The 14,974-nt window shown below is 61.9% G+C and carries 18 protein-coding genes; 9 read left to right on the plus strand and 9 right to left on the minus strand.

Features of this window, described 5'->3' with window-relative positions:
- Positions 1-9: 9 nt before the first annotated feature.
- The 3 genes from arsC to ACK59L_RS12395 are packed head-to-tail and all read left to right on the plus strand — an operon-like array spanning position 10 to position 1,371.
- Positions 10-363 carry an arsenate reductase (glutaredoxin) gene (gene arsC / locus ACK59L_RS12385; protein WP_196136348.1) on the plus strand — a complete coding sequence of 118 codons (354 nt, stop codon included), beginning with the start codon at positions 10-12 and terminating at the stop codon, positions 361-363.
- Positions 360-965, plus strand: a complete 606-nt coding sequence (gene wrbA, locus ACK59L_RS12390) for an NAD(P)H:quinone oxidoreductase (RefSeq protein ID WP_058639500.1) — start codon at positions 360-362, stop codon at positions 963-965. The genes arsC and wrbA overlap by 4 nt, the downstream gene beginning before the upstream one ends.
- The gene (locus ACK59L_RS12395; protein WP_196136347.1) at positions 958-1,371 is read left to right on the plus strand and encodes a DUF2069 domain-containing protein; all 414 of its coding nucleotides are present in this window, start codon (positions 958-960) and stop codon (positions 1,369-1,371) included. The genes wrbA and ACK59L_RS12395 overlap by 8 nt, the downstream gene beginning before the upstream one ends.
- 26 nt (positions 1,372-1,397) lie before the next feature.
- Here ACK59L_RS12395 and ACK59L_RS12400 read toward each other — a convergent pair whose 3' ends face one another.
- Both ACK59L_RS12400 and ttcA read right to left on the minus strand, forming a co-directional pair.
- Positions 1,398-2,069 carry a DNA-3-methyladenine glycosylase I gene (locus ACK59L_RS12400; protein WP_058605335.1) on the minus strand — a complete coding sequence of 224 codons (672 nt, stop codon included), beginning with the start codon at positions 2,067-2,069 and terminating at the stop codon, positions 1,398-1,400.
- A gap of 3 nt (positions 2,070-2,072) precedes the next feature.
- Entirely contained in the window at positions 2,073-2,897 is an 825-nt protein-coding gene (gene ttcA, locus ACK59L_RS12405) for a tRNA 2-thiocytidine(32) synthetase TtcA (protein WP_023534071.1), read from the minus strand.
- Between the two features lie 168 nt (positions 2,898-3,065).
- Here ttcA and ACK59L_RS12410 point away from each other — a divergent pair, with 168 nt between their 5' ends.
- Entirely contained in the window at positions 3,066-3,572 is a 507-nt protein-coding gene (locus ACK59L_RS12410) for a SprT family zinc-dependent metalloprotease (protein ID WP_329603053.1), read from the plus strand.
- Positions 3,573-3,652: 80 nt separating this feature from the next.
- Here ACK59L_RS12410 and fpr read toward each other — a convergent pair whose 3' ends face one another.
- On the minus strand, positions 3,653-4,432 hold the full coding sequence (gene fpr / locus ACK59L_RS12415) for a ferredoxin-NADP reductase (RefSeq protein ID WP_028635022.1): 780 nt from the start codon (positions 4,430-4,432) through the stop codon (positions 3,653-3,655).
- Between the two features lie 121 nt (positions 4,433-4,553).
- Here fpr and ACK59L_RS12420 point away from each other — a divergent pair, with 121 nt between their 5' ends.
- Positions 4,554-5,480, plus strand: a complete 927-nt coding sequence (locus ACK59L_RS12420) for a LysR family transcriptional regulator (protein WP_058605333.1) — start codon at positions 4,554-4,556, stop codon at positions 5,478-5,480.
- A gap of 32 nt (positions 5,481-5,512) precedes the next feature.
- Here the strand turns inward: ACK59L_RS12420 and ACK59L_RS12425 are convergent, their stop codons facing one another.
- From ACK59L_RS12425 to ACK59L_RS12435, 3 genes are all read right to left on the minus strand, one after another.
- Positions 5,513-5,881 carry a diacylglycerol kinase gene (locus tag ACK59L_RS12425; protein ID WP_058605332.1) on the minus strand — a complete coding sequence of 123 codons (369 nt, stop codon included), beginning with the start codon at positions 5,879-5,881 and terminating at the stop codon, positions 5,513-5,515.
- 73 nt (positions 5,882-5,954) lie between these two features.
- Positions 5,955-6,605, minus strand: a complete 651-nt coding sequence (gene erdR, locus ACK59L_RS12430) for a response regulator transcription factor ErdR (protein ID WP_058605331.1) — start codon at positions 6,603-6,605, stop codon at positions 5,955-5,957.
- Positions 6,606-6,780: 175 nt separating this feature from the next.
- Positions 6,781-7,491: a tRNA-uridine aminocarboxypropyltransferase gene (locus ACK59L_RS12435; protein WP_409273899.1), complete on the minus strand. Its 711-nt coding sequence runs from the start codon at positions 7,489-7,491 to the stop codon at positions 6,781-6,783.
- Between the two features lie 210 nt (positions 7,492-7,701).
- Between ACK59L_RS12435 and ACK59L_RS12440 the strand changes: the two genes are divergently transcribed.
- Both ACK59L_RS12440 and ACK59L_RS12445 read left to right on the plus strand, forming a co-directional pair.
- Positions 7,702-8,121 carry a quorum-sensing-regulated virulence factor family protein gene (locus ACK59L_RS12440; RefSeq protein WP_409273901.1) on the plus strand — a complete coding sequence of 140 codons (420 nt, stop codon included), beginning with the start codon at positions 7,702-7,704 and terminating at the stop codon, positions 8,119-8,121.
- Positions 8,122-8,241: 120 nt separating this feature from the next.
- The gene (locus tag ACK59L_RS12445; protein WP_409273903.1) at positions 8,242-9,351 is read left to right on the plus strand and encodes a TIGR00730 family Rossman fold protein; all 1,110 of its coding nucleotides are present in this window, start codon (positions 8,242-8,244) and stop codon (positions 9,349-9,351) included.
- A 15-nt stretch (positions 9,352-9,366) separates the two neighbouring features.
- Here ACK59L_RS12445 and recX read toward each other — a convergent pair whose 3' ends face one another.
- The 3 genes from recX to ACK59L_RS12460 all read right to left on the minus strand — a co-directional run bounded on the left by recX (position 9,367) and on the right by ACK59L_RS12460 (position 11,507).
- Positions 9,367-9,834, minus strand: a complete 468-nt coding sequence (recX, locus tag ACK59L_RS12450) for a recombination regulator RecX (RefSeq protein ID WP_058605327.1) — start codon at positions 9,832-9,834, stop codon at positions 9,367-9,369.
- Between the two features lie 20 nt (positions 9,835-9,854).
- Positions 9,855-10,922 (minus strand): recombinase RecA, encoded by a 1,068-nt coding sequence (gene recA / locus ACK59L_RS12455; RefSeq protein ID WP_023534161.1) that lies wholly within the window; start codon positions 10,920-10,922, stop codon positions 9,855-9,857.
- A gap of 102 nt (positions 10,923-11,024) precedes the next feature.
- Entirely contained in the window at positions 11,025-11,507 is a 483-nt protein-coding gene (locus ACK59L_RS12460) for a CinA family protein (protein ID WP_409273905.1), read from the minus strand.
- A gap of 198 nt (positions 11,508-11,705) precedes the next feature.
- Between ACK59L_RS12460 and mutS the strand changes: the two genes are divergently transcribed.
- Positions 11,706-14,279 (plus strand): DNA mismatch repair protein MutS, encoded by a 2,574-nt coding sequence (mutS, locus tag ACK59L_RS12465; RefSeq protein WP_196136340.1) that lies wholly within the window; start codon positions 11,706-11,708, stop codon positions 14,277-14,279.
- A gap of 139 nt (positions 14,280-14,418) precedes the next feature.
- Positions 14,419-14,742: a ferredoxin FdxA gene (fdxA, locus tag ACK59L_RS12470; RefSeq protein WP_023534129.1), complete on the plus strand. Its 324-nt coding sequence runs from the start codon at positions 14,419-14,421 to the stop codon at positions 14,740-14,742.
- The last annotated feature ends 232 nt before the right edge of the window (positions 14,743-14,974 follow it).

Raw genomic sequence — 14,974 nt, forward strand, 5'->3', positions numbered from 1 at the left:
CGACCCCACATGACTGACCTGACGCTCTATCATAACCCGCGCTGCTCCAAATCCCGCGGCGCGCTGGAACTGCTCGAGGCCCGCGGCCTGGCGCCTACCGTGGTGCGCTACCTGGAAACGCCCCTCGATGTCGCCGCGCTCAAGGTGCTGCTGGACAAGCTAGGCATCCCGCCCCGTCAACTGTTGCGTACGGGCGAGGACGACTACGCTCAACTCAATCTGGCCGATCCGACACTCAGCAACGCCCAGCTGATCGACGCCATGGCGACCCATCCCAAGCTGATCGAGCGGCCAATCCTGGTAGCCGGCGACAAGGCCGTGATCGGCCGCCCACCCGAAAATATCCTGGAGATCCTGCCGTGAGCGAACCCTATATCCTGGTGCTCTACTACAGCCGCCATGGCTCGACCAGCGAGATGGCCCGGCACATCGCCCGTGGCATCGAACTGGGCGGCATGGAAGCACGCCTGCGCACCGTACCGGCCGTGTCCAGCGAATGCGAGGCGGTCGCGCCCGACGTGCCGGCCAGTGGCGCGCCCTACGCCACCCTCGACGACCTGCGCCACTGCTCGGGGCTGGCCCTGGGCAGCCCTACCCGCTTCGGCAACATGGCCGCTGCGCTCAAGTACTTCCTGGACGGTACCAGCCCCTTGTGGCTGGGCGGCGAGCTGGTGGGCAAGCCCGCCGGTGTGTTCACCTCGACCGCCAGCCTGCACGGTGGTCAGGAGAGCACCCTGCTGTCGATGATGCTGCCCCTGCTGCACCACGGCATGCTGGTACTGGGCCTGCCCTACAGCGAGTCAGCCCTGATCGAGACCCGTGGCGGCGGCACACCCTACGGGGCGAGCCACCACGCCGGCGCCGATGGCAAGCGCGACCTCGATGAGCACGAAATCGCTTTGTGCCGCGCCCTGGGGCAGCGCCTGGCAACCACGGCCAAAGCCTTGGAGACCACGCGTGGCTAAGGCGCGAAAACCGCTGCCTGCGCAGGCATGGCTAGCACCTCGGGTACGGGTGACCCGGGCGCTGAGCTTGGTGTTCGTGCTGGGCTTGATCGCGCTGCTGGTGGTGAACAACCTGTGGTTCGCCAATCTGCATGGCGCGCGGGTGAGCGTGATCCTGGCCATTGAACTGCTGCCACTGCTGCTGGTACTGCCAGGCATGGTCAGCGCCAGCGCCCGCGCGCATGCCTGGGCCTGTTTCGTGGTCAACATCTACTTCATCAAGGGGGTGGTGGCGGCGTTCGATCCTGCTCGGGCTCTGTTTGGCTGGCTTGAGCTGTTGGTCAGCCTGGGGCTGTTCACGGCCGCGCTGCTGTATGTGCGCTGGAAGTTCCAGTACCAAAGGCGCCTGGCCGGCGAAGGCAACTGATGGGGGGCGGGCCCGCCCCCGCCGGCTCAGTGATTGACGGTATGGGCCAGCATCACCGACAGCTGGCACAACGGTCGGCCGCTTTGTTCGTGCCACTGGTTGAAGGCGTCCTGCACCAGGGCCAGGTCGCGCTGGCTGGTGGGCTTCTTGTCGATGACCTTTTGAGCGATCAGCGCTGCCGCCATATCGTCGGTCGGCACGAAGGTGTCCTTGCCGACCATGCGCAGGAAACGCGGCGCGGACAAACCGCCCAACTGATTACCGTGCTTGGTCAGGTATTTCCATAAACCCACGATATCGGTTACTGGCCAATCGGCGATGAAGTTCCCGAAGCTGCCCCACTGCTTTTCGATATCCAGCACCATCTGGGCGTTGCGTGGCACGCTCTTGAGCTTGCCCAGGTGCCGGATAATGCGGGTGTCCTGCATCAGCCGCTCAAGGTGCTCGGCACTCATCAGCACGACCTTTTCCGGGTCGAAGCCGAAGAACACCTGCTCGAACGCCGGCCACTTGGCGTCCACCAGGCTGTGCTTGAGCCCGGCGCGAAATACGCGCAGGGCAAGGGTCGACAAGTAGCGATCAGCGCTGGTCGCCCGTAGCTGCTCCGGGCTGCGAGGTTGCGGCAGGGCCGCCTCCAGGGCGCGGGCAGAGCCGAAGCGGTTCAGGCAGAACTCGTGCAGCCACTGATAGTCACGCATGGGTCAGATGTTTACCACGTCAAGAAAGCGCGGGGTGGCGTTTTCATCGATCGTCAGGCTGGTGAAATCGAAGAGGTTGCGGTCGGCCAGCTGCGACGGTGCGACATTCTGCAAAGCGCGGAAGATGCTTTCGGTCCGGCCTGGGTGCTTGCGCTCCCATTCGACCAGCATGTCCTTGACCACCTGACGCTGCAGGTTCTCCTGCGAGCCGCACAGGTTGCAGGGGATGATCGGGAACGCCTTCATGTCCGAGTACGCCTGGATATCCTTCTCGCTGCAGTAGGCCAGCGGACGGATCACCACGTTACGGCCGTCGTCGGCGCGCAGTTTTGGCGGCATGCCTTTGAGGGCACCGTTGAAGAACATGTTGAGGAAGAATGTTTCGACGATGTCGTCCCGGTGATGACCCAGGGCCATCTTGGTGGCACCGATTTCATCAGCGAAGGTGTACAAGGTGCCGCGACGCAGGCGCGAGCAGAGCGAGCAAGTGGTCTTGCCTTCCGGGACCAGCTCCTTGACCACCGAGTAGGTGTCCTTTTCGACGATGTGGTACTCGACACCCAGTTCCTTGAGGTAGGCCGGCAGCACGTGCTCCGGAAAGCCTGGCTGCTTCTGGTCCATGTTCACCGCCACGATCTGGAACGAGATCGGCGCCACCTTCTGCAGGTGCAACAGAACATCGAGCATGGTGTAGCTGTCCTTGCCGCCGGACAGGCAGACCATGACCTTGTCGCCATCCTCGATCATGTTGTAGTCGGTGATGGCTTCGCCAGCGAGACGACGCAGGCGTTTTTGCAATTTGTTCTGGTTGACCGAAAGGGTGCCCATAGCGCTTGAATCCGCGAGGTGTGACAAAAGCCGGCTATTTTACGCACAATTGCAGCAGGGCTGTAGGCATTCCGACAAAGACTTCAGGGCGATCACGCTCAAATAACCCGCCGTGTGACCAATGGCTGGGTGAGTGCACTGCCGCTGCGGCATAATGGCCGCCAGAGGATTCATTGCCCCATGCCCGAACTGCTCATCCAACGCGTCGAAATCTGCTATCAGCAGGCCGAGCGCTTTTTTGATCGCGCCTTCCCCCGCCCGCAGGTCAGTTTCAAGCTGCGCGGGCAAAAAGCCGGGGTGGCCCACCTGCACGAAAACAAGCTGCGTTTCAACCTGCAGCTATACCGCGAGAACCACGAAGACTTCCTGCGCCAGACCGTAGCGCACGAGGTCGCCCACCTGGTCGCTCACCAGGTCTTTGGTGACAGTATCCAGGCCCACGGCCAGGAGTGGCAGTTGATCATGCGCGGCGTCTACGAACTGCCGCCGGCGCGCTGCCACAACTACGCCGTCAAGCGCCGCGCGGTGACCCGCTACCTCTACCGCTGCCCCTGCCCGCAAAGTGAGTTTGCGTTCACGGCGCAGCGCCACGCACTGGTGGGCCAAGGCCGGCGGTACCTGTGCAAACGTTGCAGGCAACTACTGGTCTACAGCGGCCAGACGCGGGTCGAATAGCGGCTTAGTCACGAAACAGGCAAAAAAAACGATCCGTTGACGTGGGGTCAACGGATCGTCTCGTCATGCTGGGCGCTTCTTTACTTCTCGACGAACGCCCGCTCGATCAGGTAATCGCCCGGCTCGCGCATGCGTGGGGAGATTTTCAGGCCGAAGCTGTCCAGCACTTCGCTGGTCTCATCGAGCATGCTCGGGCTGCCGCAGATCATCGCGCGGTCATCCTGCGGGTTGATCGGCGGCAGGCCGATGTCGCTGAACAACTTGCCGCTGCGCATCAGGTCGGTCAGGCGGCCCTGGTTCTCGAAAGGCTCGCGGGTGACGGTCGGGTAATAGATCAGCTTTTCGCGTACGGCTTCGCCGAAGAATTCGTTCTGCGGCAGGTGCTCGGTGATGAACTCGCGGTAAGCCACTTCGTTCACGTAGCGCACGCCGTGGACCAGGATCACCTTCTCGAAACGCTCGTAGGTTTCCGGGTCCTGGATCACACTCATGAACGGCGCCAGGCCAGTACCGGTGCTGAGCAGGTACAAGTGCTTGCCGGGGTTGAGGTCGTCGAGCACCAGCGTACCGGTAGGCTTCTTGCTGATGATGATCTCATCGCCTTCCTTCAGGTGCTGCAGCTGCGAGGTCAGCGGGCCGTCGGGCACCTTGATGCTGAAGAACTCCAGGTGTTCTTCCCAGTTCGGCGAAGCGATGGAGTAGGCGCGCATGAGCGGACGGCCGGAGTCCTGCTGCAGGCCGATCATCACGAACTGACCGTTCTCGAAGCGCAGCCCCGGATCACGGGTGCACTTGAAGCTGAACAGCGTGTCGTTCCAGTGGTGCACACTGAGGACACGTTCGTGGTTCATGTTGCTCATCTAATGGGGCTCCTGAAGAAAGTCGCAGCGCGTACAAGGCGCAGAGTTGCGCGATAGTTTAGGGGCAGCGACAATATCTGTTAACTGGATTATCAAGATATGTGTTATCGGTTATATCGATATGCGATTCACACTACGTCAACTTCAGGTCTTCGTGGCCGTCGCCCAGCACCAGAGCGTTTCACGCGCTGCAAGCGTGCTTGCGCTGTCGCAATCGGCTGCGAGCACCTCCATCACCGAGCTTGAACGCCAGAGCAGCTGCCAGTTGTTCGACCGGGCGGGCAAGCGCCTGAGCCTCAACGCCTTGGGTCATCAGTTGCTGCCACAAGCCGTGGCACTCCTGGACCAGGCCAAGGAAATCGAGGACCTGCTCAACGGCAAATCAGGGTTCGGCTCCCTCGTGGTGGGCGCCACGCTCACCATTGGCAACTACCTGGCAACCCTTCTGATCGGCAGCTTCATGCAGCGGCACCCCGAAAGCCAGGTGAAGCTGCACGTACAAAATACTGTGCATATCGTGCAACAGGTGGCACACCATGAAATTGACCTGGGTCTGATCGAAGGTGATTGCAATCATCCGGACCTTGAGGTGCAGCCTTGGGTGGCAGATGAACTGGTGGTGTTCTGTGCCCCCCAACATCCATTGGCCAGGCAAGGCCGCGCTGACATCGCCACGCTGGCCCGTGAGGCGTGGATCCTGCGCGAGCAGGGCTCGGGCACGCGCCTGACGTTCGACCAGGCCATGCGCCACCACCGCGCACAGCTGGACATCCGCCTGGAACTGGAGCACACCGAGGCCATCAAGCGCGCCGTGGAATCGGGCCTGGGCATCGGATGCATCTCACGCCTGGCCCTGCGCGATGCCTTTCGCCGTGGCAGCCTGGTGGCAGTGGAAACACCCGAGCTGGACTTGATGCGCCAGTTCTACTTCATCTGGCACAAGCAGAAATACCAGACATCGGCGATGCGCGAGTTTCTGGAACTCTGTCGCCACTTCACCGCTGGCGTCACGCGCAGCGACGAGATCGTGCTGCCGCCTATAGCCTGAGCCGTGCAGCCGCAGCGCCCCGCGTTGTAGCCCTACAGAAGGATCACGCCCCACACGATCGCGACCATGCACAACGACACCAACTGGGCAGCGCTGCCCATGTCCTTGGCGTTCTTGGACAAAGGGTGGCGTTCGAGGGAAATGCGATCGATCGCCGCCTCCACCGCCGAATTGAACAGCTCGACAATCAGCCCAAGCAGGCACACCGCGATCATGATGGCCCGCTCCGCACGGCTTACCGGCAACCAGAAGGCAACAGGCACCAGCACGATGTTGAGCAGTACCAGCTGGCGGAATGCAGCCTCGCCCTTGAAGGCGGCGCGCAGCCCGTCCAGGGAATAACCCGCGGCGTTGAGGATTCGTTTCAGACCAGTCTGGCCCTTGAAAGGAGATGGCGTCATGGGGTTCGCTTAGCTACGAAAGGGCCGGCAGACTAGGCTGGCAAGGGTCAAAAAAGCGTGAAGGCCTGGGTAATCAGGTGCTGGCAACCGATTCAAGTTGTTGCAGCAACAAAGCGGCCTGGGTGCGCGTGCGCACGCCCAGCTTGCGGAAAATGGCCGTCACATGGGCCTTGATGGTGGCTTCGGACACACTCAGCTCGTAGGCGATCTGCTTGTTCAGCAAGCCCTCGCAGACCATCGTCAGTACCCGGAACTGCTGCGGCGTCAGGCTGGCGAGTCCTTCGCTGGCAGCCCTCGCTTCAGCAGGCACATCGACCTTCTCGAACGCCTGTGGTGGCCACCACACCTCGCCATCGAGCACTTTGCGCACCGCATCCTGAATCACTTCGAGGGTGCTCGACTTGGGAATGAACCCGCTGGCGCCGAACTCGCGGGACTTGACCACGACCGCAGCCTCCTCCTGCGCCGAGACCATCACCACCGGTATCTGCGGGTACTGCCCGCGCAGCAGGACCAAGCCGGAAAAACCGTAGGCACCAGGCATGTTCAGGTCGAGCAGCACCAGGTCCCAGTCTGCCTTTTCGCTCAGGCGGTTCTCCAGCTCTGCAATACTTGCCACTTCCACCAGACGCACGTCCGGGCCCATGCCCAGGGTGACGGCCTGGCGCAGTGCACCGCGAAACAGCGGGTGGTCATCGGCAATCAGGATTTCATATGTGGCCATCGATCTAAGGATCCTGTTCTGTACCAGGGGCCCGTCGGCACGGGCGCACTGGCGGGAATCGGCGCCAAGGATGCCGAGCGGCGACAGCATAGGTCAAGCCAGCCTGCCAGTCGCTCAATCCGCCTTGGCGGCATCCCGGTCATTATGAACCAAAGCCGGTAGGCTGCCCCTTGGACTATAGGAAGGTATGCAGGCGCTGGTGAACAGCATCCTGTTCATCCAGGGGCAGGCGGCGTTTGCCACTGAGGTAGTGCAAGCTGAAGACGTCCAGGTAGGCGTCCAGCGCCTGTGAGGCGAGGTGATCCCCGGCCAGGTCCAGGCACATGGCGGCCACTTCCGCCGTACAGAAATGGTCATCGCGCCGTGAGCGGCGCAGCCGGTAGCGTGACATCTGCTCGGGCTGCAGGCTCAACACCGGAAAACGCTCCAGGTAGGGGCTTTTGCGAAACATCTTGCGCGCTTCGGTCCAGGTGGCGTCGAGCAGGATGAACAATGGCCGCTTGCCAGGCGAGCGCACCACGTCCGTCACGACGCGCTCCGGCGCCACGAATTCACCCGGGAACACGATGTACGGCTGCCATTGCGGGTCATCGAGCAACGCCAACAAGCCCTCGTCCACCGAGGTGCGCAACCAGCCAAAGGCGGATGTGTCTTCGATCAGGTCAGCGATGAGCCAGCCGGTATTGGTTGGCTTCAGCGGCTCGGTATCGTGCATCAACAGGCAGATGCCCGACTCGGCATTGACGTTGGGTTTCCAGTCACACAGGCAATGCGTGGCAATGACCCGGCAACCTGGGCAACGCTCGGCCCGGGAGCCGCGTGCGATGAAGGGTTTGTTGCTGCGCGCCAGGCGTTCGGCGCGCAGCCGCGCGACGGCATGGCTCATGCCGGCACGCATTGCAGAAAAGAGGTGGCAGTCACTGCAGTGGCTCGATTGAAAACGGCTGGCAGTTTACCAGAATGCCGGCCATTTGCTGTGCAGACGACCGGAGCGCCCCTATACTCGCGATTTCAAGCGCCACGCGGGCGGCAGCGATGAGGGAACGCCGTCTGCCTACGCCTGTCCAAGCGCCAGTCACCGAACCAGGAGAGATCCATGCTGCGCCTTATCGCCCCCGCCCTGAGCTTGTTGCTCTCACTGCCACTTGCAGCCCAGGCGGCTTCCAAGCAGGACTATGACCTGAACACGATGCTGCAGAAGGTTGCCAAGGAAAGCAGCGTTGGCACACCCCGCGCCATCAACGAAGACATTCTCGACCAAGGCTATACGGTCGAAGGCAAGGCCCTGATCAACCACCTCAGCGTACGCGCCGACCATGCTGCGCGCATGCAGGCCAACCCTGAGCAGGTGCGCAGCCAGTTGGGCGACAGCGTCTGCCGCAACACCGGGTTCCGCAACCTGATGTCCAAAGGCGCAGTGATGGTGTACCGCTTCACGGTCTACAAGACCAATCAGCCGTTGATGGATCAGGCCTTCGACAGCGCTAGCTGCGTTGCCGGTAACAAGAAGAAGTAAAGCTTCGAATACCGCTCAACAACCGTCCGGGCGCCCCTCCATGCGCCCGACATCCTCATACGGGCTGGGCGTGACCCGTGCTATAGGGCTAGATTGATAAGGAGCAGAAGGAGAAGTTGCATGCCCTATCAATCGAATGAACTGCTTTCCAGCCACTTCCGAGATCATGACATCGACCTGAGCTACATCGACGCCCAACTCGAACGCGTAGCCCCCGATAGCCCCAACCTGCCCCTCTATCGCGACATGATGCTGACGATCCTGCGCATGGCCCACGACGACGCCGACCGCTGGAGCACCAAGATCACCCTGCAAGCGCTGCGCGAACTCGACCAGTCCTTTCGCGCACTGCGTCGCCACAAGCACCGCCGTAAGGTCACTGTGTTCGGCTCGGCGCGTACGCCGCTGGAGCACCCCATGTATGCCCTGGCCCGTGAGCTGGGTGCTGCGCTGGCCCGCTCGGACCTGATGGTCATCACCGGTGGCGGCGGCGGTATCATGGCCGCTGCCCATGAAGGCTCCGGCGCCGACAACAGCCTTGGCTTCAACATCACCCTGCCCTTCGAACAACATGCCAACCCAACCATAGAAGGCACCGACAAGCTGCTGTCGTTTCACTTCTTCTTCATTCGCAAGCTGTTCTTCGTCAAGGAAGCGGACGCGCTGGTGTTGTGCCCCGGAGGGTTCGGTACGCTCGATGAAGCACTGGAAGTGCTGACGCTTATCCAGACGGGTAAGAGCCCTTTGGTACCGGTGGTACTGCTGGACTCACCGCAGGGTACCTTCTGGCAGGACTGCCTGACGTTCATTCGCCACCAGCTGCAGGACAATCGCTACATCCTGCCAGGCGACCTCAAGCTGCTGCGTCTGGTGCACAGTGCCGAGGAAGCTGTTGAGGAAATCAATCGGTTCTACCAAAACTACCACTCCAGCCGCTGGCTGAAACGCCAGTTCGTCCTGCGCATGTACCGGCCACTCACGCCCGAGGCGTTGCAGGCGATTGACGAGCAGTTTGCCGATCTCTGCCTAAGCGGCAGCTTCGAGCAAACGCCTGACAGCAACGTCGAAAACGAAACCGGGGATTTTGGGCATCTGACACGCCTGTGCTTCGCTTTTACCGGCCGCGATCAAGGCCGACTGCGAGAGCTGGTGGACTTCATCAATCTGCCGCAACATTGGGCTGTTGCGCCGTCAGCCTGCCATGAACAGCACTTGCCGAATCTCTCTTAGGCGCAGGCAGTGGGTTCAATCGTCCCAGCCTCGCCCGCTGAGCAGCTTTCCAATCATGTCCATGGGGAAACCACGATAAGCGAGAAAGCGCATTTGCTGCGCACGCGCCTTGGGATCCTCAGGGCGTTGCCCGGCATACTTGCGCTGCCATACCTCATACAGGCGCTCGCCCCAGTCGATATCACTTTCGCGAAGCGCTGCATCGATATCACCACGCGCCAAGCCGCGCTGCCCGAGCTCCTCACGGATTCGGGCAGGGCCATAACCAGAATTGGATCGATAACGAATGAAGCTTTCCAGATAGCGAGCTTCACTCAGCAGACCTTCTTCGCTCAGCCGATCAAGCTCATGCTCGATCAGCGTCTGCAAAGCCCCGCGCTGAAGTAACTTGCGGGTCAATTCCACGCGACCATGCTCACGTCGCGCAAGCAGGTCCATGGCTGCCCGCCGAATGGCGACGGGGGTGTCGAGTACGGCAGGCATGTTCAGCTAAGGTCGCGTGATCAATAGCCAGCTTCGGCTTCGGCCACGTCACCCGCATCGGCCTGTGCGGCCGCAGCCTTGGCAGCAGCGGCTACGGCACCGGCATTGAGCAGCTTGTCGCGGATCTGCTTCTCGATCTCGCTACCGATAGCGGGATTCTCGTGCAGGTACTTGGCAGCATTCGCCTTGCCCTGACCAATCTTGTTGCCTTGGTAGCTGTACCAGGCACCCGACTTCTCGACCAAGCCCTGAGAGACGCCCAAGTCGATGATCTCACCGTTACGGTAGATACCTTTGCCGTACAGAATCTGGAATTCTGCTTGACGGAACGGTGGCGCCACCTTGTTCTTGACGATCTTGACGCGGGTTTCGCTACCCACCACCTCGTCGCCTTCCTTGACTGCACCGGTGCGACGGATATCCAGGCGAACCGACGCATAGAACTTCAGTGCGTTACCGCCAGTGGTGGTTTCTGGGCTACCGAACATCACGCCGATCTTCATACGGATCTGGTTGATGAAGATGACCAGGCAGTTGGCGTTCTTGATGTTACCGGTGATCTTGCGCAATGCCTGGGACATCAGGCGAGCCTGCAGGCCCACATGCATGTCACCCATTTCGCCTTCGATTTCAGCCTTGGGTACCAGGGCAGCCACGGAGTCGACAATGATGACGTCGACGGCGTTGGACCGTACCAGCATGTCGGTGATTTCCAGCGCCTGCTCACCCGTGTCGGGCTGCGAAACCAGCAGGTCGTCTACGTTGACGCCCAGCTTGCCGGCGTACTCGGGGTCAAGAGCGTGCTCGGCATCGACGAACGCACAGGTGGCGCCACTTTTCTGGGCTTCGGCGATGACCGAGAGCGTAAGCGTGGTTTTACCCGACGATTCCGGGCCGTAGATTTCGACGATACGGCCTTTCGGCAGACCGCCAATACCCAGCGCGATGTCCAGCCCCAGGGAGCCGGTGGAAATGGAAGGGATGGCCTGGCGCTCATGGTCGCCCATGCGCATGACGGCGCCCTTACCGAATTGACGTTCGATTTGACCCAGGGCCGCAGCCAAGGCGCGCTTCTTGTTGTCGTCCATTGAAATCCTCACGTGTTCGACTTGGCCCTGATGGCCGGATAACTGTATAAGTAGCCAGTATTATTCCACAGGCGAGCGCCCGAGCAAACCCCCGATTTCGATTTAACCGGTGCCAAGCTGTAACAAGCCTTCTAAGGCGGCGACGACGGTTTGGTGCCGCACGCCCTCGCGGTCGCCTTCGAACTGACGACGCACGCTGACGACCCGCTGCCCATCGCCCCAAGCTAGCCACACGGTACCTACGGGCTTGTCAGCCGAACCGCCGCCAGGGCCGGCCACCCCGCTGACTGCTACGGCGAAGCGGGCGCCGCTGGCCTGCTGCGCGCCCGCGACCATGGCCTCGACCACCTCCTGGCTTACCGCGCCCACGTGCTTGAACAGCGCCTCGGGCACCCCGAGCTGACGCGTTTTCTGCCGGTTGGAGTAAGTCACGTAGCCGGCTTCGAACCAGGCCGAGCTGCCGGCGATCCGGGTAATGGCCTCGGCAATGCCGCCGCCGGTACAGGATTCGGCAGTGCTCACCTGTGCCCCCAGGCGCTGCAGGTGGTCACCCAGGCGAGCGGCGAGTGTGGTAATCGGGTCCATGCGAAAGCTCCTTGAAGACTGACCACTACCCTATCACCCCAATAGAGAGGCTGGCCGGGCAAACGTTCAGGTTTTCCAAGCTCCTGCCGCAGCGCCCAGGGTGGACATGCGCGGCGTTCGGCGCCTGCACCGCACCGAAAAAGCCTGTACCATTGCCGGTTTACCCTCGCCAACCAGATCACCCGCTGTAGGCCGACCATGTCCGATCTCTCCGCACATACCCCAATGATGCAGCAGTACTGGAAGCTGAAAAACCAGCATCCTGACCAGCTGATGTTCTATCGCATGGGCGACTTCTACGAGATCTTCTATGAAGATGCGAAAAAGGCCGCCAGCCTGCTGGACATCACCCTGACCGCGCGCGGTCAGTCCGCCGGCCAGTCCATCCCCATGTGCGGGGTGCCGTTTCACTCCCTCGAGGGTTATCTGGCCAAGCTGGTCAAGCTGGGCGAATCGGTGGTCATCTGCGAGCAGATCGGCGACCCGGCCACCAGCAAGGGGCCGGTCGAGCGCCAAGTGGTGCGCATCATCACGCCAGGGACCGTCAGCGACGAGGCATTGCTCGATGAGCGCCGCGACAACCTGATCGCAGCGCTGCTGGGCGACGAGCGTCTGTTTGGCCTGGCCGTGCTTGACATCACCAGCGGTCACTTTGGCGTGCAGGAGATCAAAGGCTGGGAAACCCTGCTGGCTGAACTGGACCGCCTCAACCCGGTCGAGCTGCTCATCCCGGATGACTGGCCACGCGACCTGCCTGCCGAGAAACGCCCCGGCGCGCGTCGCCGAGCGCCTTGGGACTTTGACCGCGACTCGGCGCGCAAGGCGCTCTGCCAACAATTTGCCACCAAGGACCTCAAGGGCTTTGGCTGTGACAAGCTGACCCTGGCCATCGGCGCCGCCGGCTGCCTGCTGGCCTATGCCAAGGAAACCCAGCGCACGGCGTTGCCGCACCTGCGCAGCCTGCGTCACGAACGCCTGGACGACACGGTCATTCTCGACGGTGCCAGCCGCCGCAACCTGGAGCTGGACGTCAACCTGGCAGGCGGGCGCGACAATACCCTGCAATCAGTCGTCGATCGTTGCCAGACCGCCATGGCCAGCCGCCTGTTGAGCCGCTGGCTGAACCGCCCGCTGCGCGACCTCAAGGTCATACAGGCCCGCCAAGATTCGATCCGCTGCCTGCTCGACAGCTACCGGTTCGAAAAGCTGCAGCCCCAGCTCAAGGAAATCGGCGACATCGAGCGCATCCTGGCCCGTATCGGTCTGCGCAATGCCCGCCCACGCGACCTGGCGCGCCTGCGTGACGCACTGGGTGCCCTGCCCGAGCTGCAGAATGCCATGACCGAGCTTGAGGCACCGCACCTGGCACGCCTGGCCGCGATCACCGGCACCTACCCGGAGCTGGCCAGCCTGCTGGAGCGTGCGGTGGTCGACAACCCGCCAGCCGTAATCCGTGACGGTGGCGTGCTCAAGGCCGGCTATGACAACGAGCTCGACGAGCTGCTGGCCATCAGCGAGAACGCCGGCCAGTTCCTGATCGACCTCGAGGCACGTGAGAAGGCACGCACCGGCCTTGCCAACCTCAAGGTCGGCTACAACCGTGTGCATGGCTATTTCATCGAGCTGCCTTCCAAGCAGGCCGAACAGGCACCGGTCGACTATATCCGCCGGCAGACCCTCAAGGGCGCCGAGCGCTTCATCACCCCGGAACTCAAGGCGTTCGAGGACAAGGCGCTGTCGGCCAAGAGCCGCGCCCTGGCCCGGGAAAAGATGCTCTACGACGCGCTGCTCGAGACCCTGATCAGCCACTTGGCGCCACTGCAGGACAGTGCCGCCGCCCTGGCTGAACTGGACGTACTCAGCAACCTGGCAGAGCGGGCCCTGAACTTGGACCTGAACTGCCCACGCTTCGTCGACGAACCGTGCCTGCGCATCGAGCAGGGGCGTCACCCTGTGGTCGAGCAGGTGCTCACCACGCCGTTCGTGGCCAACGACCTGGGCCTGGACGACAGCACCCGGATGTTGATCATCACCGGGCCGAACATGGGTGGTAAGTCCACGTACATGCGCCAGACCGCACTGATCGTGCTAATGGCGCATATCGGCAGCTTCGTGCCAGCGGCGCGCTGCGAGCTGTCGGTGGTCGACCGCATCTTCACCCGCATTGGCTCCAGCGACGACCTGGCAGGGGGGCGCTCCACCTTCATGGTGGAAATGAGCGAAACCGCCAATATCCTGCACAACGCAACCGACCGCAGCCTGGTGCTGATGGACGAAGTAGGCCGCGGCACCAGCACCTTCGATGGCCTGTCGTTGGCCTGGGCAGCAGCCGAACGCCTGGCGCGCCTGCGGGCCTACACCTTGTTCGCCACCCACTACTTCGAACTGACCGTGTTGCCCGACAGCGAGCCGCTGGTGGCCAACGTGCACCTCAATGCAACGGAGCACAACGACCGCATCGTATTCCTGCACCACGTGCTGCCAGGGCCTGCGAGCCAGAGCTATGGCCTGGCGGTCGCGCAACTGGCAGGTGTACCGGCGGTGGTCATCCAGCGCGCTCGGGAGCACCTGTCGCGCCTGGAAACCACCAGCCTGCCACACGACTCGACCCAGGTCCCGAAAGCGCAGGATGCACCGCAAGTGCCGCACCAGAGCGACTTGTTCGCCAGCCTGCCCCACCCGGCGATCGAGAAGCTGGGCAAGCTGCAGCTCGATGACATGACACCGCGCCAAGCTATCGAAATGCTATATCAACTAAAGAACCTGTTATAACGGCAGCCATGACAAGCTGGTAGAATCCGCCGCGGTTTGCTGGTACTGCACGGTTATTAGCCTGGCCTGCAGCCAAAACCCGCAAACCGCGCGGCCCGAGAGGAAGGGCCGCCGCCGTCGCCTGAGGAGAGAACTAGAAATGACCTTCGTCGTCACCGACAACTGCATCAAATGCAAATACACCGACTGCGTGGAAGTCTGTCCGGTGGACTGCTTCTACGAAGGCCCGAACTTCCTGGTCATCCACCCGGATGAGTGCATCGACTGTGCACTGTGCGAACCAGAGTGCCCGGCACAAGCCATTTTCTCGGAAGACGAAGTGCCATCGGGCATGGAGAACTTCATCGAGTTGAACGCCGAACTGGCTGAGATCTGGCCCAACATCACCGAGCGCAAGGATGCACTTCCTGATGCTGAGGAGTGGGACGGCAAGCCAGGCAAGATTGCCGACTTGCAGCGCTAACGTCGCGTGAACAAACGAAAAGGCCCGCAAGGGCCTTTTTGCTGTAGCGCGAAAGACCAGTGATGCAGATGTGACCGCCGCCACGCTGGCTTCTGATACAGCCGTTCCCAAGCGCTGTGCAGTATGCGCTTGGATCAAAGGCCTCAGAACCCAAAAAAAGGCAAAAAAAAGGGGCGGTTCGACCCGCCCACATTTTTTCCGTAGTCCCTGCTTGTCCTGTACATCGTCCTGA

Origin of the sequence: Pseudomonas sp. KCJK9111 (assembly GCF_046231935.1) — a bacterium.
Taxonomy (GTDB): Bacteria; Pseudomonadota; Gammaproteobacteria; order Pseudomonadales; family Pseudomonadaceae; genus Aquipseudomonas; species Aquipseudomonas parafulva_B.